Here is a 15995-nt window from a genome sequence, read left to right as displayed (position 1 = left end):
TTCACAGCACTAGGACGGTTCCGTCGAGTGGGACCTTCACCCCTGCCGCCCGGATCCCGGCGTACTGCGAAGTCGCCGGATCCAGGGCGGGGTTGGTGTTGTTGAGGTGCGTATAGGCCCAGTTGGTCCCCGGCTGGGCCGCACTGAGTTTGCGGATCCGCTCCAGGCTCGCCTCGATCGGCAGATGGCCCATCACGGACTGCGCCTTCGTCGTCGCCTCGGCCTTGTCCACCATCTCGCCACCGTCATGGAAAGTGCCGTCCAGTACGACGTACGTCGCGCCGTCCACGAACTCGTCGAAGCCCTCCGGCCAGGTCGCCAGACAGGGTGCGTAGACCAGCACGCCACCAGTGGCCGGATCCTCGAACCGATAGGCGACCACCCACGGGCCGCTCGCCGCACCGGTCACGTACTTCGGCTGCTTGTTGCTGACCGCAAGCACCTTGACACGCAGGCCGGCCACCAGCTGGTCGGCGCCGATCGTCGACCAGGTCCAGGCGCCGTACTTGCCCAGCGTCGACCGAACCTCGGTCAACGCCTGCAGGACAGCGGGCGGCGCGAACACCTCAAGCCCGCCACCCTCGCGCAGCATCAGCAGCCCGAGCGTGTGATCCAGCTCGGCATCGGTCAGGAAGACGCCCTTGATCGGCGTCTCGCGCGGTCCAGGACCGGCCCGAAGCTCTTTGCTGGCAAGGATCTGTGAGCGAATGTCCGGCGACGCGTTGACCAGGTACCAGCTGTTGCCATCGGCACTGATCGCGAGACCGTCCTGGGTGCGTGGCACCAGGCCCGGATCGGAGCAGGTCGGGCAGGCGCAGTTCCACTGCGGGAAGCCGCCACCGGCCGCGGTACCGAGCAGGATCGCCTTCATCGGCGCATCTCGAACTCGGTCTTCGTGGTCGGGGTCCGCAGGATCAGATCGACCAGCTCGCGATCCGGCGACTTCTTGCAGACCGGGTCGGTCGCGGCTCCGTCACCGGTCAACAGGAACGCTTGACACCGGCAACCACCATGATCGATACCGCGTCGATCGCAGCTCCGGCAGGTGTCGCTCATCCAGTCCTCACCGCGATACGCGTTGAACGACTCCGAGCCGTACCAGATCTCGTGCAGCGACTTGGTGGTCGCGTTGTCGAGATTCAGCGTCTCGATCGCGCTCGCGGCCGGGCACGGCAGCACCGTCCCGTCCGGCGCGATCGTCAACTGGCGTGCGCCCCAGCCGTACATGCACGGCTTCGGATACTCCTCGTAGTAGTCGGCGACGATGTAGATGACCTGCATCTTGCCCTTGAGCCGATCAATGGCAGCCCGTACCACGGGCGCCGCCGCGGCGAGCTGCTCCTTGGTCGGCATCAACTGCTCGCGGTTGCGCAGCGCCCAGCCGTAGTACTGGGTGTTGGCCAGCTCCAGCCGGTCGGCGCCCATCTGCTCGGCCAGCGCGATGATGCCTTAGAGCTGGTCGTGGTTGGCGCGATGAAGCACGACGTTGACGCTGAGCGGGAGGCCGGTGCGCTTGATCAGCTCGGCGGCGACGATCTTGTGGTGGTGCGCGCGGGTGCCGGCGATCTTGTTCGCCCGCTCGGCATCGGCGGCCTGCACCGAGAGCTGGATGTGGGAGAGACCCTTGTCCACCAGGTTGCCGAGCCGATGCTCGCTGAGCCCGAGACCGCTGGTGACCAGGTTGACGTAGGCGCCGAGGTTCGCGGTGTGCTCGATCAGCTCCGCGAGGTCGGGCCGGCCGAGCGGTTCACCACCGGAGAAGTGCACCTGGAGAACACCCAGCTCACGCGCCTGGGAGAGAATCTCCTTCCACTGCTCGGTGTTCAGCTCCTGATCGCGTTGCAGCAGCTCGAGCGGGTTCGAGCAGTACGGGCAGTGCAGCGGGCAGCGATGAGTCAGCTCCGCCGTCAGTCCGAGAGGCGCCTCCGTCATGACCACTCCACCACCTGTCGATCGGCGAGCCGGGTGAGGACGTCGGCGACCTGCTGGGCCTGGACGCCGGCGTACTGCTTGCTCAGGGCAAGGGTGATCTCGTCGACACTGGTGTCGCCGTCGCACAGCCGGAGGATCGCGGTGGCGGTCGGGTTGGGGACGAGCACGCCCTCGGGGTACAGCAGCACCTGCAGGTCCCTGGTGTGGTCGTAGGTCATTCGCACCCCACGCTTGAGCCGGGGCTTCACTCCTTGGCCGCCGCACGTTCGATCGCGTCGAGCATCGACCAGAGAACGTCGCATTTGAAGGACAACGCGGCGATCGCGGCGTCCTGCTGCTCCCGGGTGACGCTGTGCTCGACGACCAGGTCGAGTGTGCCCTGCCCCTCACCGGAGACCGCGTCGATCCGATTGGTGAAGTAGGCCAGATCCTCGGCCCGGATCCACTCGTACGTCGCCAGCATGTCCGCCACCCGCTGCTTCATCAGGTGACCGGAGAACATCTCGGTCAGCCCGGAGGCCACCGCCTCCACCCAGGGCTTCGTCCGCGCGAACGTCACATAGGCATCGACCGCGAACCGTACGCCGGGCGCGAGGTGCCGCTGGTCGAGGACCTCCTCGCGACTCAGGCCAACCGCCTCGCACAGCCGCAGCCAGCGCTCGAGTCCGCCGTCGTCCCCGGTCCTGCCGTCGTGGTAGACGATCCGGTCGAGCCACTGGCGCCGGACCTGCGGGAGCGGGCAGTTGCTGATGATCGCCGCGTCCTTCTGCGGGATCATGCTCTGGTAGTACCAGCGATTGGCGGCCCAGAGCCGCAGCTCGCGCTCGTCGAGCTCGCCGGCGTGCAGACGCCGGTGGAACGGATGAGTTCCCCAGTACCGGTACGACAGCCCGCGTAATGCGGCGGTGAATTCCTCGGCATTCATCGTGGACACACGTGCCTCCGCAACCGACCCACGCACAATGGAACGTCACAAGTGGAACCGGGCAGGAACTAATGCCTTGTGACGGAACTGGCCTCAGGGGAATTCGGGGGCGGAGGCCCTGCTGGGCAGGACCTCCGCCGGCGGGGTCTAGTCGACCCGGGCCGCGTAGGAGGTGACCTCGGTCGGCGTCTCGAACTCGAGGAAATCAGGGGCGATCCAGGCTTCGCGCTGGGTAGTTTCCACCATGGTGTACTCCTTGCGTCGTGACGGGGGGCGCCGTCATGAGATACCCGGCCCGGCAGGGCCGGGAGCTGCAAGATATGACTTATGCAGGGAGTTTTACTAGCCCTGTCCGAAGTCTGGAATGCGCATACCGCACGAATTCGGGAATGTAAAGGCTTACAGGGTTCCGGTCACCAGTTGCAGTCCGAGACTGCTGAGCGCCACGGAAATCCACAGCAGCGCTCCCAGCGCCAGCGGCCGCCAGCCGGCCTTGCGCAGCTCACCCGGTCGCATCGAGAGGCCGATGGCAACCAACGCCGCGGTGATCAGGAAGGTGCCGACCAGCGCCAGGCTCTGCTGCCAGGCATCCGGCACCAGACCGACAGTCCGCAAGGTGGCCGCCACGATGAAGCCGATCAGGAAGAGCGGCACCATCCGCCGCCAAGGCAGCTTCTTCTGCTGACTGGTCGACGCGTCTTCGCGACGGGACTTGAGGATCACCAGGCCGATGACGACCGGGATCAGCATCAGGGAACGGGTCAGCTTGACGACAAGCGCCTGATCGCCGGCCTCCTGGCTGTAGCTGTAGCCGGCGGCAACTACCGACGAGGTGTCGTTGATGGCAGTGCCGGCCCACAGGCCGAAGGCTTGGGCGTCGAGACCGAGCAGGTGACCCAGCGGCGGGAACGCAAGGACCGCGACCACATTGAAGGTGAAGATGGTGGCGAGCGCATAGGCGACCGACGCCTTCTTCGCGCCGATCGCGGCCGTGGCGGCGGCAATCGCCGACGCGCCGCAGATCGCAGTACCGACGCCGATCAGCGTCTGGGTATCGCCGCGCACTCCCAGCATCCGCCCGAACAACCAGGCGCCACCGAGCGCGACAGCCAACGTCCCGAGCATCACCGGCAGCGAGTCGCCACCGACCCGGACAACCTGCTGAAGAGACAAGCCAGTGCCCAGCACAACGATCGACAACTGCAGCAACGTCTTGGAGGCGAACTCGTACCCCGGCCGCGACCAACTGCCTCGCAACGAAGGCACCAGCACCCCGGCCAGGACGCCGAGCACGATCCCGAACACCGGCCCGCCGATCACCGGAACCAGTCGCCCCAGCGGCACCGCGACGGCCGCCAGCGCGAGCACCACCAACAGTCCGGGTACCCGCTCGATGAAGTGGCGTGAGACAGGTTCACCCTCAGCAACAGCCGGTGACCTAACCTCGACGTGCACCACGAGCCGGTACCTCCTGACGAAAATGTGCGTACATTTAAGTTAGGAGATGACCGGACATTTGGCAACCCGGTACGAGCGGAGAGGTCCGGATGAGCGAGCGCAAGCTGGATCGCAGCGGTGCCCAGCCACTGTGGAAGCAGCTGCAGCAGGAGCTGGTACGCCGCCTCCGCGCGGGCGAGTTCGACGACCTCTTCCCCGGTGAGCTCGCGCTGGTCGAGGACTACCAGGTCAGCCGGCACACGGTCCGGCAGGCGCTCGGCAAGCTCCGGGCCGACGGGCTGATCGTCGCCGAGCGCGGCCGCCAGCCGCGGGTCGCCACCTCCCCAGAGATCCGGCAGCCGATGGGTGCGCTTTACAGCCTCTTCTCGTCGGTAGAGGCGTCCGGCCTGCCACAGCACAGCGTCGTACGGGCGCTGGATGTCCGGGCCGACGGGGTGATCGCCACCAGGCTCGACCTGGAGGCTTCGATCCCGCTGGTCTACCTGGAGCGAGTCCGGTTCGCAGGGGACGAGCCGCTGGCGCTGGACCGCGTCTGGCTGCCCGCCTCACTCGCTGACGGGCTACTGGACGCCGACTTCAGTCACACCAGCCTCTACCGCGAACTGACCGAGCGCACCGGGCTCCGGCTCGACTACGGCCGCGAAGACATCCGGGCGGTCAACCCGACGCCGGCGGAGCGCGCATTGCTGCACTGCCCCGCCGACGCGGCTGCCTTCTCGATCAACCGGCTGGGGCATGCCCAGGGACGCAAGCTCGAGTGGCGGCACACCGTAGTACGGGGGGATCGGTTTGCACTGGCTGCGGAGTTCTCGGCGCATGACGGGTACCGCCTGGCGCCGTCGACGGCCGGGGCTGCACTTTCTTAGAGGGTGATGGATTGCAGGTGGTCGACCACGGTGAAGGTCGAGCCGGCTGCCTCAGCTGAGGCGCGCAGCTTGGTTAGTCCACCCCAGTCGACGGCTGGCTTGTCCAGCGGCTGATCGAAGTCGTCCCAGTGAGTGGCGACAACAGTGGGCGCCTTGATCGTCTGCAGGAGCCGATCGGTGACGCCGGGCTCTCCACCGGGCGCCGCCAGCACCACGTCGACCTCTAGGTCTCTTAGCGAGACCGGGTCGAAGCCTGCGGTGCTGAGGCTGAGGATACGCAGTCCGCCGATCGTGATGACGTAGGCGAGCGTGCCGCCCTCCACCAGGTCCGCGATGGTCCGCGGCCGCGCCGGTACGTCGCCCGGCCGTGTCCCCGGGAACGCGAACTGGTGCCGCTTGCCACCGCACGAGTGCAGCGACCGGAACACCTCGACGGTGAACCCTTCGAACGGCAGGTACTCCCCGCCGCTCACCTGCGACAACTGGTCTCCGGGCGCTCTCATCGCCCGCAGCAGGTTGAGGTGCGTCTCGTTACCGAGCACTGTCGCGCCGGTCTTGCGGGCGACGTACGGGACGTCGGGGATGTGGTCGTAGTGCCCGTGGTGCACCAGGATCGCGTCGGCCGTGCTCACGTAGCGATCGACCACCTCGGGACGGCTGACCACCTTGGTCTTCGCGTCGGCGCCTGCCGCGCTGTAGGTGCCGGTGTGGAACCTGGTCAGCCAGGGGTCGGTGAGCACCACCGCCTTTCCGCACCTGAGCTCCCAGGCGTGGTTGCCCCACCACGTGAGCTTCACCGGCTCTCGCTGTTTAGTGGCCGCCTCAACTCCACTGGTACTCCGCCAGCCGACCACGCCCGCAGCACCTGCCGCGGCCGCCGCCGTCCCTGTCAGCACTCCCCTACGACTCAAAGTCACGCCGTCTCCCTCACTCGAAACCGGACCGTCAGTCAAGGCGTGGCGTAGTGCTCATGTCGAATATGCTCTTACATATGAATCGATCTTCTGGTGATATCGCTGCAGGTCAGCAGGGTCATGCTGACTGAGCGCTATCTGCAGATCTTTGTCGCGCTGGCCGAGGAACAGCACTTCGGCGACGCGGCGCGGGTGGTCGGGATCACCCAGCCGCCGCTCTCGCAGGGGCTGCGGCGGCTGGAGGCGATGGTTGGCGCCAAGCTGTTCGAACGCGGGCCTGGTCAGGTCGAGCTCACGCCGGCCGGGGTGGCGTTGCTCCCCTACGCCCGGCGGGCACTGGGTGCGATCGACGAGTTCCACCACGCCGCTGTCGCACAGGTGCCCGATGGCCCGGAGATCCGGCTTGGACTGGCGCCCGAGGTGCCTGCCTCTGTCGGTGCGGCAGTGGCCGCTGCGTGTGGAGCAGCCGTCCGCGGTAGTCGAGTCACCGCCGTCTCAGCGCCTACTAGCTCGTTGGTCAACCAGGTCTCCTCTGGCCGCCTCGCGATGGCTGTAGTGCTCCACCCAGCTGTCCTGGACGGTCTGCAGGCAGGCCCGGTCACCCTGCTCAGGAGCTGGGCGCTGGTGCCGACATCGCTGCACCCCGACGACGGTCAGCCGCTGCCGCTCCGCAAGCTTGGCGGCCTGCCCATCGCAGTACGGCCGCGTGCGGAGGCTCCTGCAGCGAGGGATCTGTTCCTGGACACGGTTGGCCTCCACCGGCCCGGTGGCGGAACAGTGGTCGTCACCGACGACAGGGCGGCGCTAGCGATGGTCGCTGCCGCCCAAGCGATCCTGGTGACGCCGGACGACTCCCTCCAAGCTGCAGGGGTCGGCAGACATCGCCTGATCGACGACCCGCTCCCTGTTCGCCTACGGCTGGTCTGGCCGCAGTCCCACGCTCTCCCGGCCGAGGTCATGGCAGAACTAGCCAACGCCCTGGTGACACCGTGACCGCCCGCATCCGTGCCGCCTTCGACGACGCAGGTGCGCGCGGCTGGCTCCATGCGATCTCCCTGGACCACCCGGACCAGACAGTCGACCTGGACCCGGACGTCGTCGTACCGATCGCCTCTGTCTACAAGCTCCCGCTACTGGCCGCCTACTGCCACCTAGTGGACACTCACCACCTCGACCCGCGAGAGCAGCTCACACTGCAACCAGCAGACCGCATCCCCGGCGCTACTGGCCTGTCGATCTTCCACGACCCGGTAACGCTGTCCCTGCGCGACTTGGCCGTCATGATGATGACCGTCTCCGACAACGCTGCTGCGGATGCCCTACTCAACAAGGTCGGAGAGGACCGGCTGTCCGAGCTACTGCGGTCCTTTGGCCTCCACCACACGTCGGTACGACGTGGGGCCGCCAGCAACCTCAGCGAGCTGCGACGGCGTACAGGGGCGAGCGATGTCGACGCAGCGTTCGCAGTACTGGCTGACAACGACCAGACGGACCCAGTGGGTGTCTACGACGCCGCTGGGATGGCTGCCAGCACTCCCAGAGACATGACGACGCTACTGGCTTCACTATGGACCGGCCAGCTGCTCTCGGCGGAGCAGACCGCGTTCGTTCAGAAGGTCATGCAGCAGCAGGTCTTCTCCCAGCGAATCGCCTCCGGCTTCCCGTACGACGGCGTACGCGTCGCCGGAAAGACCGGAACGTTCGGGGCGCTGCGGCACGAGGCCGGCGTGGTCGTGATGCCCGGCGGCGACGCCTACGCCGTCGCCGTGTTCACCCATGCAGCAAGGGGCGATCAACGGCTGCCACGCGTCGACGCGGCCATCGGCGAGGCAGCCCGCCTGGCCGTCGACCAGTTGCGTTAGTCAGCGACCACGGCGTACGCCTCGACCTCGATCAGCGCGTCTGGGCGGAACAACGCGACGACCTGCACCGCAGTACTGGCGGGCGGGTTCGCCGTGTCGATGTACGCGTCCCGCGCGACCCGGACGGCCGGCAGGAACGCGATGTCGGTGACGAAGAAGTTGAGCTTCACCACCTCGGCGAAGGTCGCGCCGGCCGCGGCCAGACAACGCTCCAGATTGGCGAACACCTGCCGGGCCTGCGCCGCCGGGTCGTTCTCGCCAACAAGGTTGCCTTCGGCATCAAATGCGACCTGCCCGGCGATCGCCACCCACCGGCCCGGACCGGTCACCACATGGCTGTACCCGTTCCCCGGCGCGACGCCTTCGGGGTTCAGATGACTGAGCTGGCTCAAGAGCTTCTTCCCATGGTCTGGACCACCATCTTTACCGCTTGGCGGTGTCAGAGGTGTGACAGGGAACACGCTCCAATGGGCAATTGTCGGCGAAACGGCCTAGCCTTCGGCCATGACTGAGTTCGAGCCCGACACCGAGCTGGTGTCCCGTCTCTCGTTGCCCAGCCACGTGATCGTCCAGGTGGACGGCCAGTGGCGGCGCGGCTGGTTGATCGGCCGCGAGCACGAGGACACGGGATGGATCGGCGTGGTGCAGTACGAGGACGACGACGGTACGGAGCACACGGACCGCCTGCCGGCGGGCCAGATCGCGGAGCCGGAGACGGACCGCCCGACCGAGGTGAGCACGCAGTAGCTCTCAGAGGAGGAACACACAGGAAGCCCCCGGGAGCATCCGGGGGCTTTCGTGTGTAACGACAACGTCGGGGCGCCTCATGCGACAGACGAGAACCCCGCCCCAGGCCCTTCGGGCGGTTGACCTGGGGCAGGATCCTCAGTGGCGTTACACACGGTGTATCGCTCGTTACCGGGTCGGCGTTACAGGTTTTCGCCAAGATTCCTGGTGGCGATCAGCCGCTGGGCCACGTCGCGCAGCTTGATGTTGCTGTCCTGGGAGTAGCGACGCAGTACGGCGAAGGCCTGGTCGTCGGTCAGGCTGAACCGTTCCATCAGGATTCCCTGCGCCTGGCCGATCAGCTTGCGAGCCTCGATCGCCTCCCACAGGGTCGACTCGGTCCGCGAGTTGGCGATCGCCACCGCGGCGTGGTCGGCGTACACCTGGGCGATCACGACGTCCCGCTCGGTGAAGCGATCGGGCGTCTCGGCGTACAGGGTGAGGGCGCCGACGACCACGGCCGGCGTACTGAGTTGGACGCTCAGCGCGCTGCGCAGCCCCGGCACGGACCAGCTCTGCCAGCGGGGGTCGGAGCCGAGGTCCGCGCTGACAACCGCCGATCGGTCGTTGATCGCATCAAGGGCCGGACCTTCGCCGGTCCTGAGCTGCGCGCGGTCGGCCTCGTCGGCCAGGGCGGTGGCCGCGTGCGGCTCCAGCCGGCCGGCCCGTTGAACCAGTACGACGCTCGCGTGCTCGACACCGATCGCGGCCTGCGCATAGCTGAGGAACCGCCTCGCGGTCTGCTCGGCATCGGGCTGCTCGTGCAGGTCGAGTGCCATCCGAGCCAGCAGCTGGGCCAGCTCGTCGTTCACCTCGCGGCTGCCGGGTGAGGCAGGAGGAGTTTCACCGGGAGTCGTCCTCGGGGTCGGTCCGTCGTCGCGGGCGGCATGCTGCGCCACCCGGCTGACTTCCCAACCTGGATGGATCCTACCCGGTGGACCACCAGGCGGATCGGAGTACCGGTGGTGGGTGTCCTGGACAAACGGCAGCCCCGGCGCACGCCTCTGAACGCCGGGGCCTGGAATGACCAATCTCTCGAGCGACCAGCCCCTCCTGGTTGACAAGTGCCCTTTCGTACCGTGGCCAATCACCCGAGGAGGGGCTGATGGCAACTTTCAGAAATTGATCGCCAGCAGCACCCGGCCGGACTCCGCGCCGCGGATGTCCAGGCCCTTGATCTGGTTGCGGTGCAGCTTGGTCGTGGTGGCCGGTTTCACCGTCGTACCGGGGGCTGCTGTCCAGGTCGCGAGCAGCGTCGCCTTGCCCGTCTCGTCGGTGACGTAGAGCTCGTAGCCGCGAGCCCGTTCGCTCGGCGTCGCCAGCTCCTCGTAGCGGCAACTGATCTCGATCGTCGTCCCCCACGGCTCGTCCACCAGTCGAGCGTCGGCGGTCAACTTGCTCGCCACGGTCTGCGCGAGCACCACGGTGTCGCCGTCCGGCTCCCCCCTGCTCAGGGTGCCCTGGATGACCACACCGGCCACGGCCGCGGTGGCGGCTGTCGCAGCCACCACCGCAGCCAACCGATAGCGCTTGCTGCGCCGGTCCCGCTGCACACTGCGCACCAGGCCCGGCAACAGGTTCGGCGGCGGGGCGGTGATCGTGGCCAGCGCCCGGTCGTCCGGCAGTACCGCCAGAGTCCCCGGTACGCCGGCCAGCGACGCCACCTCCGCCGAACACTCCGGGCAGGTGTGCAGGTGCTCCTCGTAGGCCCGCCGATCCCTCGCCGACAAAGCCCCGAGCAGGTACGCCGCGTCCCACTCCCGGTACGGGTCGCTCATTCCTTCGTCACCCCCCTCTCCTGCAGCGCGAGCTTCAGCGCCCGCAACCCATAGTGCAGCCGTGACTTGACCGTGCCGGCGGGGATGTCGAGCTCCTTGGCGATGTCGGTGACCGTGCGGCGTCCGTAGTACGCGCGCACGATCACCTGCCGATGGTCGTCCGACAACTGCGCCAGCGAGTCCGACACCAGCCACGCATCCAGTACGGCGTTCGCGTGGTCGGCGCTCGGTCTCTCCGGCAACTCGTCACTGGCCACCTCACGGGTGACCCGGGCGCTGCGCCGGTCGTCGATGACGAGATTGCGCGCCACCGTGAACAGCCAGGCGCGCGCCCCCGCCTCGTCCTCGGTCAGGATCTGCGGGCGCCGCCACGCCCGCAGCAAGGTCTCCTGAACGACGTCCTCGGCGAACCGGTCGTCCCCGGTCAGCCGGACGACGAACCGCCACAACGAGGGCGCGTGCACGTCGTGCAGCTCCCGCAGCAGTGCCGCACGATCGTCGGCCACCGGCACTCCTGTCCTGTCGTCGAGGTGCTCATCTTCCGGCTCCGCCGGGGTCACTCAGTCGCAGCTGCCAGCTGCCGCGCCTCCTGCTGCTTGAACACCGGCAGCCGCTCCACCGCCCAGGCCCCCGACCCGAGGAACGCGATCAGCAGGAACGCGAACGCGAACAACGCCGCCTTCTCCCCACCGTTCTGCACCGGCAACAGCGCGCCGGCCTGATGCACGCTGAAGTAGGCGTAGGCCATCGACCCCGAACACAGCAGCGCGGCGTACCGGGTGCCGAGCCCCAGCATCACGAACGCCCCACCGACGAACTGGATCGCCGAAGCCCACCACCCCGGCCAGACCAGTGCCTCCACCTGCTTGGTGCCCAAGATCCCGAAGATCGCCGCCGCCCCATGGGTGGCGAACAAAAACCCGATCACAATCCTGAAAACCGCCAGTACCTGATCCTGCCAGCGCTCCAGCACACTCATCACTTGCTCCTCACGGTGAACGGACGGGTCCACGCACCCCCTTCGCACAGCTGGTCAGGCCGCGCTCGGGGATGCCCTCACCCCCGAAGAACGACCGACCACCCCATCCGGTTCAACGCCACGTGATCTTTTAACTACCCTCCGAAACCAGTGGACTCGCTGGTCTACCCATTCGCGATCCACCCCCCAGACCTGCCAGACTGTCCCCAACACCCAGGGCCTCTAGCTCAATTGGCAGAGCAGCGGACTTTTAATCCGCGGGTTGTCGGTTCGAGTCCGACGGGGCCCACTTCGTATCTCGTACTGCGGACGCCCGCGCGCGGCTCCTGCGTCGCCGTGCTCCCCACCCCCCGGCTACCTCGCTCCTACGTCGCTCGTCCCGCCGCCGTGACGGCAAGGTGTGCCGCGTCGCCTGCTTATCCACGGCGGAGCTCGACGGGGCCTACAGCAACTCGTCTCCCACACGCCACCTCCGTCGCAACTCGCGGTCGTGCGCGGGTTGCTTGCTACCGAGTGGCACAGCAAGCTGGTCGGCTACTCCGCCGATCTGAGAGCAATCAATGGAGCAGATCGGCGTCTCTCGCAACACAGTTCGCGCGGCAGTCAGCCGCCTGGAACATGAGGGATTGGTCGAAGATCTCGGCGGAAGCCGCAGGCGAGTGGTCAGCCAGCGCATGCGCTTTGACTTCGACATGTCCAAGTTCGAGCTCGGCGCCTACACCAACGACCCACCGCCGGCAAAGACCAATGGCTTACCGGGTCGAGGCAGCGAACTGGACCGGCCGCCAGGTCGTCGTCAACGTGAGCGAGCTGCCCACGCCATCTTAGGTCGCGGAGTTCCTCGCGCTGGAGAAGGCCGGCACGCCAGCCGCCCCGAGGAAGGCATCCCAGAACGGGTCGCGATGATCGGACACGTGGACGCCACCCGACATCGCTTACAAGCTCATCGACGGCAGGGCGCCCCTGATGAGCCCCGAAGACACCAGTGCTCCCCGGCGGCATCTATCACGCCCTCGGCTTCCGCCAGGTCCGCTTCATCGACAACATCGAAGTCCGCATACCCACCGCCGAAGAGGCGGAGTTGATGTACCTGCCACCGGGCACCGCGGCAGGCCAGCACGCCCGAATCGGAATCGATGAGACCGGCCGCCGTGTCCGCGTCCTGATCCACGTCTGGGCCGGTGACCGCCAGGTCATCACCTACGACCTACCCGTACCCGAACGGCGCCTCCCGACCAACGGAGATCCCCAGTGACCACGTACCACGTACGCGCGGCCGTAGAGGTCGACGTCGAGGCCGTTCTAGCCCTCCGGCGCCATGCCAAAGAGTGGCTCAAGGCGGCCGGAATCGAACAATGGACCAAGAGCGCGTACGGCGCCCGCGTCATCGAAGGATGGATCGGCGCCGGCAGCACCTTCACAGTCTCAACCGACGACGGCGAGATCATCGGCAGCCTCTCCCTCGACAAAGGCGACCCAGACTTCTGGACCCCTGAGGAACTGAAGGCACCCGCCCTCTACCTCTACAAATTCATCATCCGCTCAGACCACTGCGGCTCCGGCCTGGGCGATGTCCTCCTGGATTGGTCCGGCTGCCGCACTGAGTTGGCCGACGCCTCTAGCTACGCCTCGACTGCTGGCGGGACAACGCCGGCCTACACAAGTACTACCTAAATCGCGGCTTCCAGTACCTCGCCACACGCACTCACCCCACCCGCATGTCCGGCGCCCTCTTCGAAAGACCAGCCAAAGTCCGCCTAGCCGTCAATAGAGATTCGAAACTGATCGACCACACTCTTGGTGGCGAACTGTTCCCCGCCGGCTCCGTCGACTTCAACAGGTAGCATCACCACCTGAACGCCCCTAGAGGTAGCTATGCCGGGGCTCGCACCCCGATCCGATTAGCTTCGAGCCATCTACTCCGCAGTCCCCAAGAGACGCTCAGCCTCAAGATCGATTTGTGCCCTACCCGAGTCCGGTAGACGGTCGACATACTGACGACGGTAGTCGCCTTTCAAGATATCTGCGCACTTGCTAATTTCGACGGTCTTGCGCGCGTCATCCAGCTGTGACGCCTCCGCTACGCGGTCCATGATCTTATCAAAAGCCTCCCTATTCATTCGACGGCCGAGCTGGATTCCAAGCAGACTCGGGAAGATTGTCGCAAACGTTTGACGCGCTTCAGTGGCACTCGGGGCCAGAGTTAAAAAGTTCAACAAAAATTCCGGCCTCATAGCGTAGCGACCATTATTTGCGCGAACAAAGTCTCGGGTATAGTGCAGGATCTTTGTTTCGCTTGTAAGCCACCATGTTGCCCAGCCGAATTCGCTAGACTTCGCCGCTTCGCGGTGCCGATTGCGACGTCCATATACCGCTAATGCAACTAGAGCGTCGTTCCTCGCTAACCTTGCATCCTTCTTCACTTCGGACAATTTTTCCGTAAGCGCCTCGACTTCCGCCGGATTGACAAGTGACTCAAGATCGCTCTTCGACTCAAAATCAAAGCCAAACAGAATCTGAAGGTACCGTCTTAACTCTTCCTCGCCATGAGGTTTATGCAAGTTCTTGGGGTCGCAGAACTGCCTGACGAATGCCGTCCAGTCGACTGGCCTTCGCCTTCCGAGGTCTTTATTCAGCCTTGCATAGAGGTAGGCTCGCAGCATGATATGTGGTGCTTGGCTAGCGAAATCATAAGTCAGATAGTCTTCAACCGCGCGAATATGGTTCTGATGCTCATAGTCAGCCGCCCGAAAGTGACTGATTACCTCTTCGAGCGCGGGTCCCGTGAGAATCAATTTCGCGCCTGCACGCACCGCCAAGAGCAATGTGTTTCTTGTCGTCTGATCCGGCTTTGCAAGATAATGTTCGCTCAAAGCGCGGATAATCTGATCCGATCCAACATACAAGCGGAAATCAGCGGTCATATCCTGAAAAAACTCAAGGAGCTTCGGTTCAGTCTTCAATGTAAACAGTAGGGCATATGTACGCGATAGTTTCTTCAGGTACTCCCGTTCGGTCTCGCTGGACTTGTACAGGACACCACGAAGGATCTGAAATGCACCATCGCCCACTCTCTGACCAAACTGCCCCGTTACGCCTTCCTCAGTCAATGCATTCCGAAGGCATTCAGTAATGGTTGGATACTCGTGCTCGCCTTCATCTTCCAAAAACGAGGAAAATTCAAGGCCCTCTCGCTCGAAGGCCATCCCCAGAGCGCGCAAGGCGATCTCACCCGCCCTACGGATCCCCACTTCACCCAAGCCATCTACACGAGGCGCAATAGACTGCAAACGCTCATGAAAACCCGCTAAGACATTCAGTCGCAATGCTTCATCCGCGCTATTTTCGTCGGCTATGTGGCGACGCGTCTCGAAGGGCAAAGCAAATGAATCTTCCGTCTTATGCCATCGAACAGCACGCCCATCCCTATAGTCCTTCTTCGACATCACTTTCAAGCGTCGATAGAGCCGCGGCTTAATCAAGGTGTGGACGCCAGGCAGTTCGGCGTCAATGCGATTCATTACTTCTTCCGCGGATCGCAAAATACCTTTATCGGGGTCAGTACCCTCCAAAGCCCAGAGCGCGAGCGCATCAGTCATCGCATTGACTAATGACTCATCCCCGGCACGATGCTCCATTTCTTGGGCGAGAAATACATACACCGCCGGAGACGCGACATGTCGCGAAGGCGATAGCAGTCGAGAAGCTCCGATTTGACGCAAATAGTCTGTATAGTGACGTAGGTGGTCATCGAACGCAGCCTGCGTCGCCGAGCTGGCATTCAGATGTACTGTTATATAGTTGCCATCACGAATAAGTATCGTGACGTCGAGTTCGTCCGTGAGATCACGTTCCACACGATCCGAATGCTTAACAGTTCTTGAAGTTAAATAGGTGAGGGATTTAGGCGCCCTCCCGAATTCTCTAAGCCGGTTGACTGTGCGACGGATCTTATTTTCAGCATCCGACTCAACTGATGCTTGATAGTAGACTTCGGGCCTCACCTTATCCGCAAAAATAGCGCCATCGCGAGCATCAGCGCCGCCATCCTTAATGCCACCGACCGGGACAAAGGTTGCTCCAATTAGTGAGCCATAGAAAGAGTTGGCAAATCTTTCGAATGGAAAACCCTCCGCTCGGTCAAGTGCAATCTGCACTAACTCCTGCGAAATTGCCTCGGTCCCCACAAGCCACCCCGATCTCTCAACATCCGCGTTGGCACCCACCACGCGCGTTCTCGCCGACTTCAACTCTTGGCACGCCAGACCACGCCTCCTGGGCGGTCGACCTAGCAGACGCTTCCAACGCTTACGCCAGACTCTCCTATCCGAACCCCCTGAGCAATCATGCCGCCACTACGACACGGAGGGAGTCCCATGGGATACCCCGTGATTTTGGACGGGAAGCGATGGGATCTGTCAGGGGCAATCCGCAATCCCGATCGGGTATACATGCAGGTCAGAGGGACGGTCGGGAACTAACGGGCACATCTGTC

Annotated in this window: 21 protein-coding genes and 1 tRNA gene; 8 read left to right on the top strand and 14 right to left on the bottom strand. The window is 64.8% G+C overall.

What is annotated here, in order from left to right; all coding sequences use genetic code 11:
• Position 1: 1 nt before the first annotated feature.
• The 7 genes from pqqB to AB0P21_RS37340 form a co-directional block, all read right to left on the bottom strand.
• Entirely contained in the window at positions 2–871 is an 870-nt protein-coding gene (gene pqqB / locus AB0P21_RS37370) for a pyrroloquinoline quinone biosynthesis protein PqqB (RefSeq protein ID WP_363703508.1), read from the bottom strand.
• Positions 868–1425, bottom strand: coding sequence for an SPASM domain-containing protein (locus tag AB0P21_RS37365; RefSeq protein ID WP_363703506.1), 558 nt, complete (start codon positions 1423–1425; stop codon positions 868–870). The genes pqqB and AB0P21_RS37365 overlap by 4 nt, the downstream gene beginning before the upstream one ends.
• Positions 1426–1449: 24 nt before the next feature.
• Entirely contained in the window at positions 1450–1932 is a 483-nt protein-coding gene (locus tag AB0P21_RS37360; RefSeq protein ID WP_363703504.1) for a radical SAM protein, read from the bottom strand.
• On the bottom strand, positions 1929–2234 hold the full coding sequence (pqqD, locus tag AB0P21_RS37355) for a pyrroloquinoline quinone biosynthesis peptide chaperone PqqD (protein ID WP_363703502.1): 306 nt from the start codon (positions 2232–2234) through the stop codon (positions 1929–1931). The genes AB0P21_RS37360 and pqqD overlap by 4 nt, the downstream gene beginning before the upstream one ends.
• Positions 2177–2857, bottom strand: coding sequence for a pyrroloquinoline-quinone synthase PqqC (pqqC, locus tag AB0P21_RS37350; RefSeq protein ID WP_363704145.1), 681 nt, complete (start codon positions 2855–2857; stop codon positions 2177–2179). Before pqqC ends, pqqD begins: the two co-directional genes overlap by 58 nt.
• 147 nt (positions 2858–3004) lie before the next feature.
• Positions 3005–3103: a pyrroloquinoline quinone precursor peptide PqqA gene (gene pqqA / locus AB0P21_RS37345; protein ID WP_020387832.1), complete on the bottom strand. Its 99-nt coding sequence runs from the start codon at positions 3101–3103 to the stop codon at positions 3005–3007.
• 153 nt (positions 3104–3256) lie between these two features.
• The gene (locus tag AB0P21_RS37340) at positions 3257–4228 is read right to left on the bottom strand and encodes a putative sulfate exporter family transporter (RefSeq protein WP_363703499.1); all 972 of its coding nucleotides are present in this window, start codon (positions 4226–4228) and stop codon (positions 3257–3259) included.
• A gap of 176 nt (positions 4229–4404) precedes the next feature.
• On the opposite strand from AB0P21_RS37340, the gene AB0P21_RS37335 reads away from it, so the two are divergent.
• A complete protein-coding gene (locus tag AB0P21_RS37335) occupies positions 4405–5181 on the top strand; it encodes a GntR family transcriptional regulator (RefSeq protein WP_363703497.1) in 777 nt (258 codons plus the stop codon).
• Here AB0P21_RS37335 and AB0P21_RS37330 read toward each other — a convergent pair.
• Positions 5178–6098: an MBL fold metallo-hydrolase gene (locus AB0P21_RS37330; RefSeq protein WP_363703495.1), complete on the bottom strand. Its 921-nt coding sequence runs from the start codon at positions 6096–6098 to the stop codon at positions 5178–5180. The two genes, AB0P21_RS37335 and AB0P21_RS37330, sit on opposite strands and share 4 nt — an antisense overlap.
• 117 nt (positions 6099–6215) lie before the next feature.
• Here AB0P21_RS37330 and AB0P21_RS37325 point away from each other — a divergent pair, with 117 nt between their 5' ends.
• A complete protein-coding gene (locus tag AB0P21_RS37325; protein ID WP_363703493.1) occupies positions 6216–7088 on the top strand; it encodes a LysR family transcriptional regulator in 873 nt (290 codons plus the stop codon).
• A complete protein-coding gene (locus tag AB0P21_RS37320) occupies positions 7085–7957 on the top strand; it encodes a serine hydrolase (RefSeq protein WP_363703491.1) in 873 nt (290 codons plus the stop codon). Before AB0P21_RS37325 ends, AB0P21_RS37320 begins: the two co-directional genes overlap by 4 nt.
• On the opposite strand, the gene AB0P21_RS37315 is transcribed toward AB0P21_RS37320, so the two are convergent.
• Positions 7954–8349, bottom strand: a complete 396-nt coding sequence (locus AB0P21_RS37315; protein ID WP_363703489.1) for a RidA family protein — start codon at positions 8347–8349, stop codon at positions 7954–7956. The two genes, AB0P21_RS37320 and AB0P21_RS37315, sit on opposite strands and share 4 nt — an antisense overlap.
• 112 nt (positions 8350–8461) lie before the next feature.
• Between AB0P21_RS37315 and AB0P21_RS37310 the strand changes: the two genes are divergently transcribed.
• On the top strand, positions 8462–8704 hold the full coding sequence (locus AB0P21_RS37310) for a hypothetical protein (RefSeq protein WP_363703487.1): 243 nt from the start codon (positions 8462–8464) through the stop codon (positions 8702–8704).
• A 182-nt stretch (positions 8705–8886) separates the two neighbouring features.
• Here AB0P21_RS37310 and AB0P21_RS37305 read toward each other — a convergent pair whose 3' ends face one another.
• The 4 genes from AB0P21_RS37305 to AB0P21_RS37290 all read right to left on the bottom strand — a co-directional run bounded on the left by AB0P21_RS37305 (position 8887) and on the right by AB0P21_RS37290 (position 11500).
• Positions 8887–9642 (bottom strand): GAF and ANTAR domain-containing protein, encoded by a 756-nt coding sequence (locus tag AB0P21_RS37305; RefSeq protein ID WP_363703485.1) that lies wholly within the window; start codon positions 9640–9642, stop codon positions 8887–8889.
• A gap of 216 nt (positions 9643–9858) precedes the next feature.
• Positions 9859–10521: a zf-HC2 domain-containing protein gene (locus tag AB0P21_RS37300; RefSeq protein WP_363703483.1), complete on the bottom strand. Its 663-nt coding sequence runs from the start codon at positions 10519–10521 to the stop codon at positions 9859–9861.
• Complete coding sequence (locus tag AB0P21_RS37295; RefSeq protein ID WP_363703481.1) at positions 10518–11027, bottom strand: sigma-70 family RNA polymerase sigma factor; 510 nt, start codon at positions 11025–11027, stop codon at positions 10518–10520. The genes AB0P21_RS37300 and AB0P21_RS37295 overlap by 4 nt, the downstream gene beginning before the upstream one ends.
• Positions 11028–11077: 50 nt before the next feature.
• Entirely contained in the window at positions 11078–11500 is a 423-nt protein-coding gene (locus tag AB0P21_RS37290) for a DoxX family protein (protein WP_363703479.1), read from the bottom strand.
• 216 nt (positions 11501–11716) lie between these two features.
• Here AB0P21_RS37290 and AB0P21_RS37285 point away from each other — a divergent pair.
• The 4 genes from AB0P21_RS37285 (at position 11717) to AB0P21_RS37270 (ending at position 13174) form a co-directional block, all read left to right on the top strand.
• Positions 11717–11789, top strand: a tRNA-Lys gene (locus tag AB0P21_RS37285).
• Between the two features lie 271 nt (positions 11790–12060).
• A complete protein-coding gene (locus tag AB0P21_RS37280; protein ID WP_363703477.1) occupies positions 12061–12585 on the top strand; it encodes a GntR family transcriptional regulator in 525 nt (174 codons plus the stop codon).
• Positions 12486–12755 carry a UTRA domain-containing protein gene (locus AB0P21_RS37275; RefSeq protein ID WP_363703475.1) on the top strand — a complete coding sequence of 90 codons (270 nt, stop codon included), beginning with the start codon at positions 12486–12488 and terminating at the stop codon, positions 12753–12755. The genes AB0P21_RS37280 and AB0P21_RS37275 overlap by 100 nt, the downstream gene beginning before the upstream one ends.
• Complete coding sequence (locus tag AB0P21_RS37270; protein WP_363703473.1) at positions 12752–13174, top strand: hypothetical protein; 423 nt, start codon at positions 12752–12754, stop codon at positions 13172–13174. The genes AB0P21_RS37275 and AB0P21_RS37270 overlap by 4 nt, the downstream gene beginning before the upstream one ends.
• A gap of 242 nt (positions 13175–13416) precedes the next feature.
• On the opposite strand, the gene AB0P21_RS37265 is transcribed toward AB0P21_RS37270, so the two are convergent.
• Positions 13417–15726, bottom strand: coding sequence for a hypothetical protein (locus AB0P21_RS37265; RefSeq protein ID WP_363703469.1), 2310 nt, complete (start codon positions 15724–15726; stop codon positions 13417–13419).
• Positions 15727–15995: the final 269 nt, after the last annotated feature.

The organism is Kribbella sp. NPDC056861 (assembly GCF_040687575.1).
GTDB lineage: Bacteria > Actinomycetota > Actinomycetes > Propionibacteriales > Kribbellaceae > Kribbella.
Note: the sequence above shows the minus strand (reverse complement) of the source record. Positions and strands in the feature narration are given on the sequence as shown.

Excerpts from the sequence above, each read along its gene's own strand:
- pqqB (WP_363703508.1), bottom strand. The coding sequence starts at position 871 with ATGAAGGCGATCCTGCTCGGTACCGCGGCCGGTGGCGGCTTCCCGCAG.
- AB0P21_RS37365 (WP_363703506.1), bottom strand. The coding sequence starts at position 1,425 with ATGGGCGCCGACCGGCTGGAGCTGGCCAACACCCAGTACTACGGCTGG.
- AB0P21_RS37360 (WP_363703504.1), bottom strand. The coding sequence starts at position 1,932 with ATGACGGAGGCGCCTCTCGGACTGACGGCGGAGCTGACTCATCGCTGC.
- pqqD (WP_363703502.1), bottom strand. The coding sequence starts at position 2,234 with ATGCGACGTTCTCTGGTCGATGCTCGACGCGATCGAACGTGCGGCGGC.
- pqqC (WP_363704145.1), bottom strand. The coding sequence starts at position 2,857 with ATGAATGCCGAGGAATTCACCGCCGCATTACGCGGGCTGTCGTACCGG.
- pqqA (WP_020387832.1), bottom strand. The coding sequence starts at position 3,103 with ATGGTGGAAACTACCCAGCGCGAAGCCTGGATCGCCCCTGATTTCCTC.
- AB0P21_RS37335 (WP_363703497.1), top strand. The coding sequence starts at position 4,405 with ATGAGCGAGCGCAAGCTGGATCGCAGCGGTGCCCAGCCACTGTGGAAG.
- AB0P21_RS37325 (WP_363703493.1), top strand. The coding sequence starts at position 6,216 with ATGCTGACTGAGCGCTATCTGCAGATCTTTGTCGCGCTGGCCGAGGAA.
- AB0P21_RS37310 (WP_363703487.1), top strand. The coding sequence starts at position 8,462 with ATGACTGAGTTCGAGCCCGACACCGAGCTGGTGTCCCGTCTCTCGTTG.
- AB0P21_RS37300 (WP_363703483.1), bottom strand. The coding sequence starts at position 10,521 with ATGAGCGACCCGTACCGGGAGTGGGACGCGGCGTACCTGCTCGGGGCT.
- AB0P21_RS37290 (WP_363703479.1), bottom strand. The coding sequence starts at position 11,500 with ATGAGTGTGCTGGAGCGCTGGCAGGATCAGGTACTGGCGGTTTTCAGG.
- AB0P21_RS37280 (WP_363703477.1), top strand. The coding sequence starts at position 12,061 with ATGGAGCAGATCGGCGTCTCTCGCAACACAGTTCGCGCGGCAGTCAGC.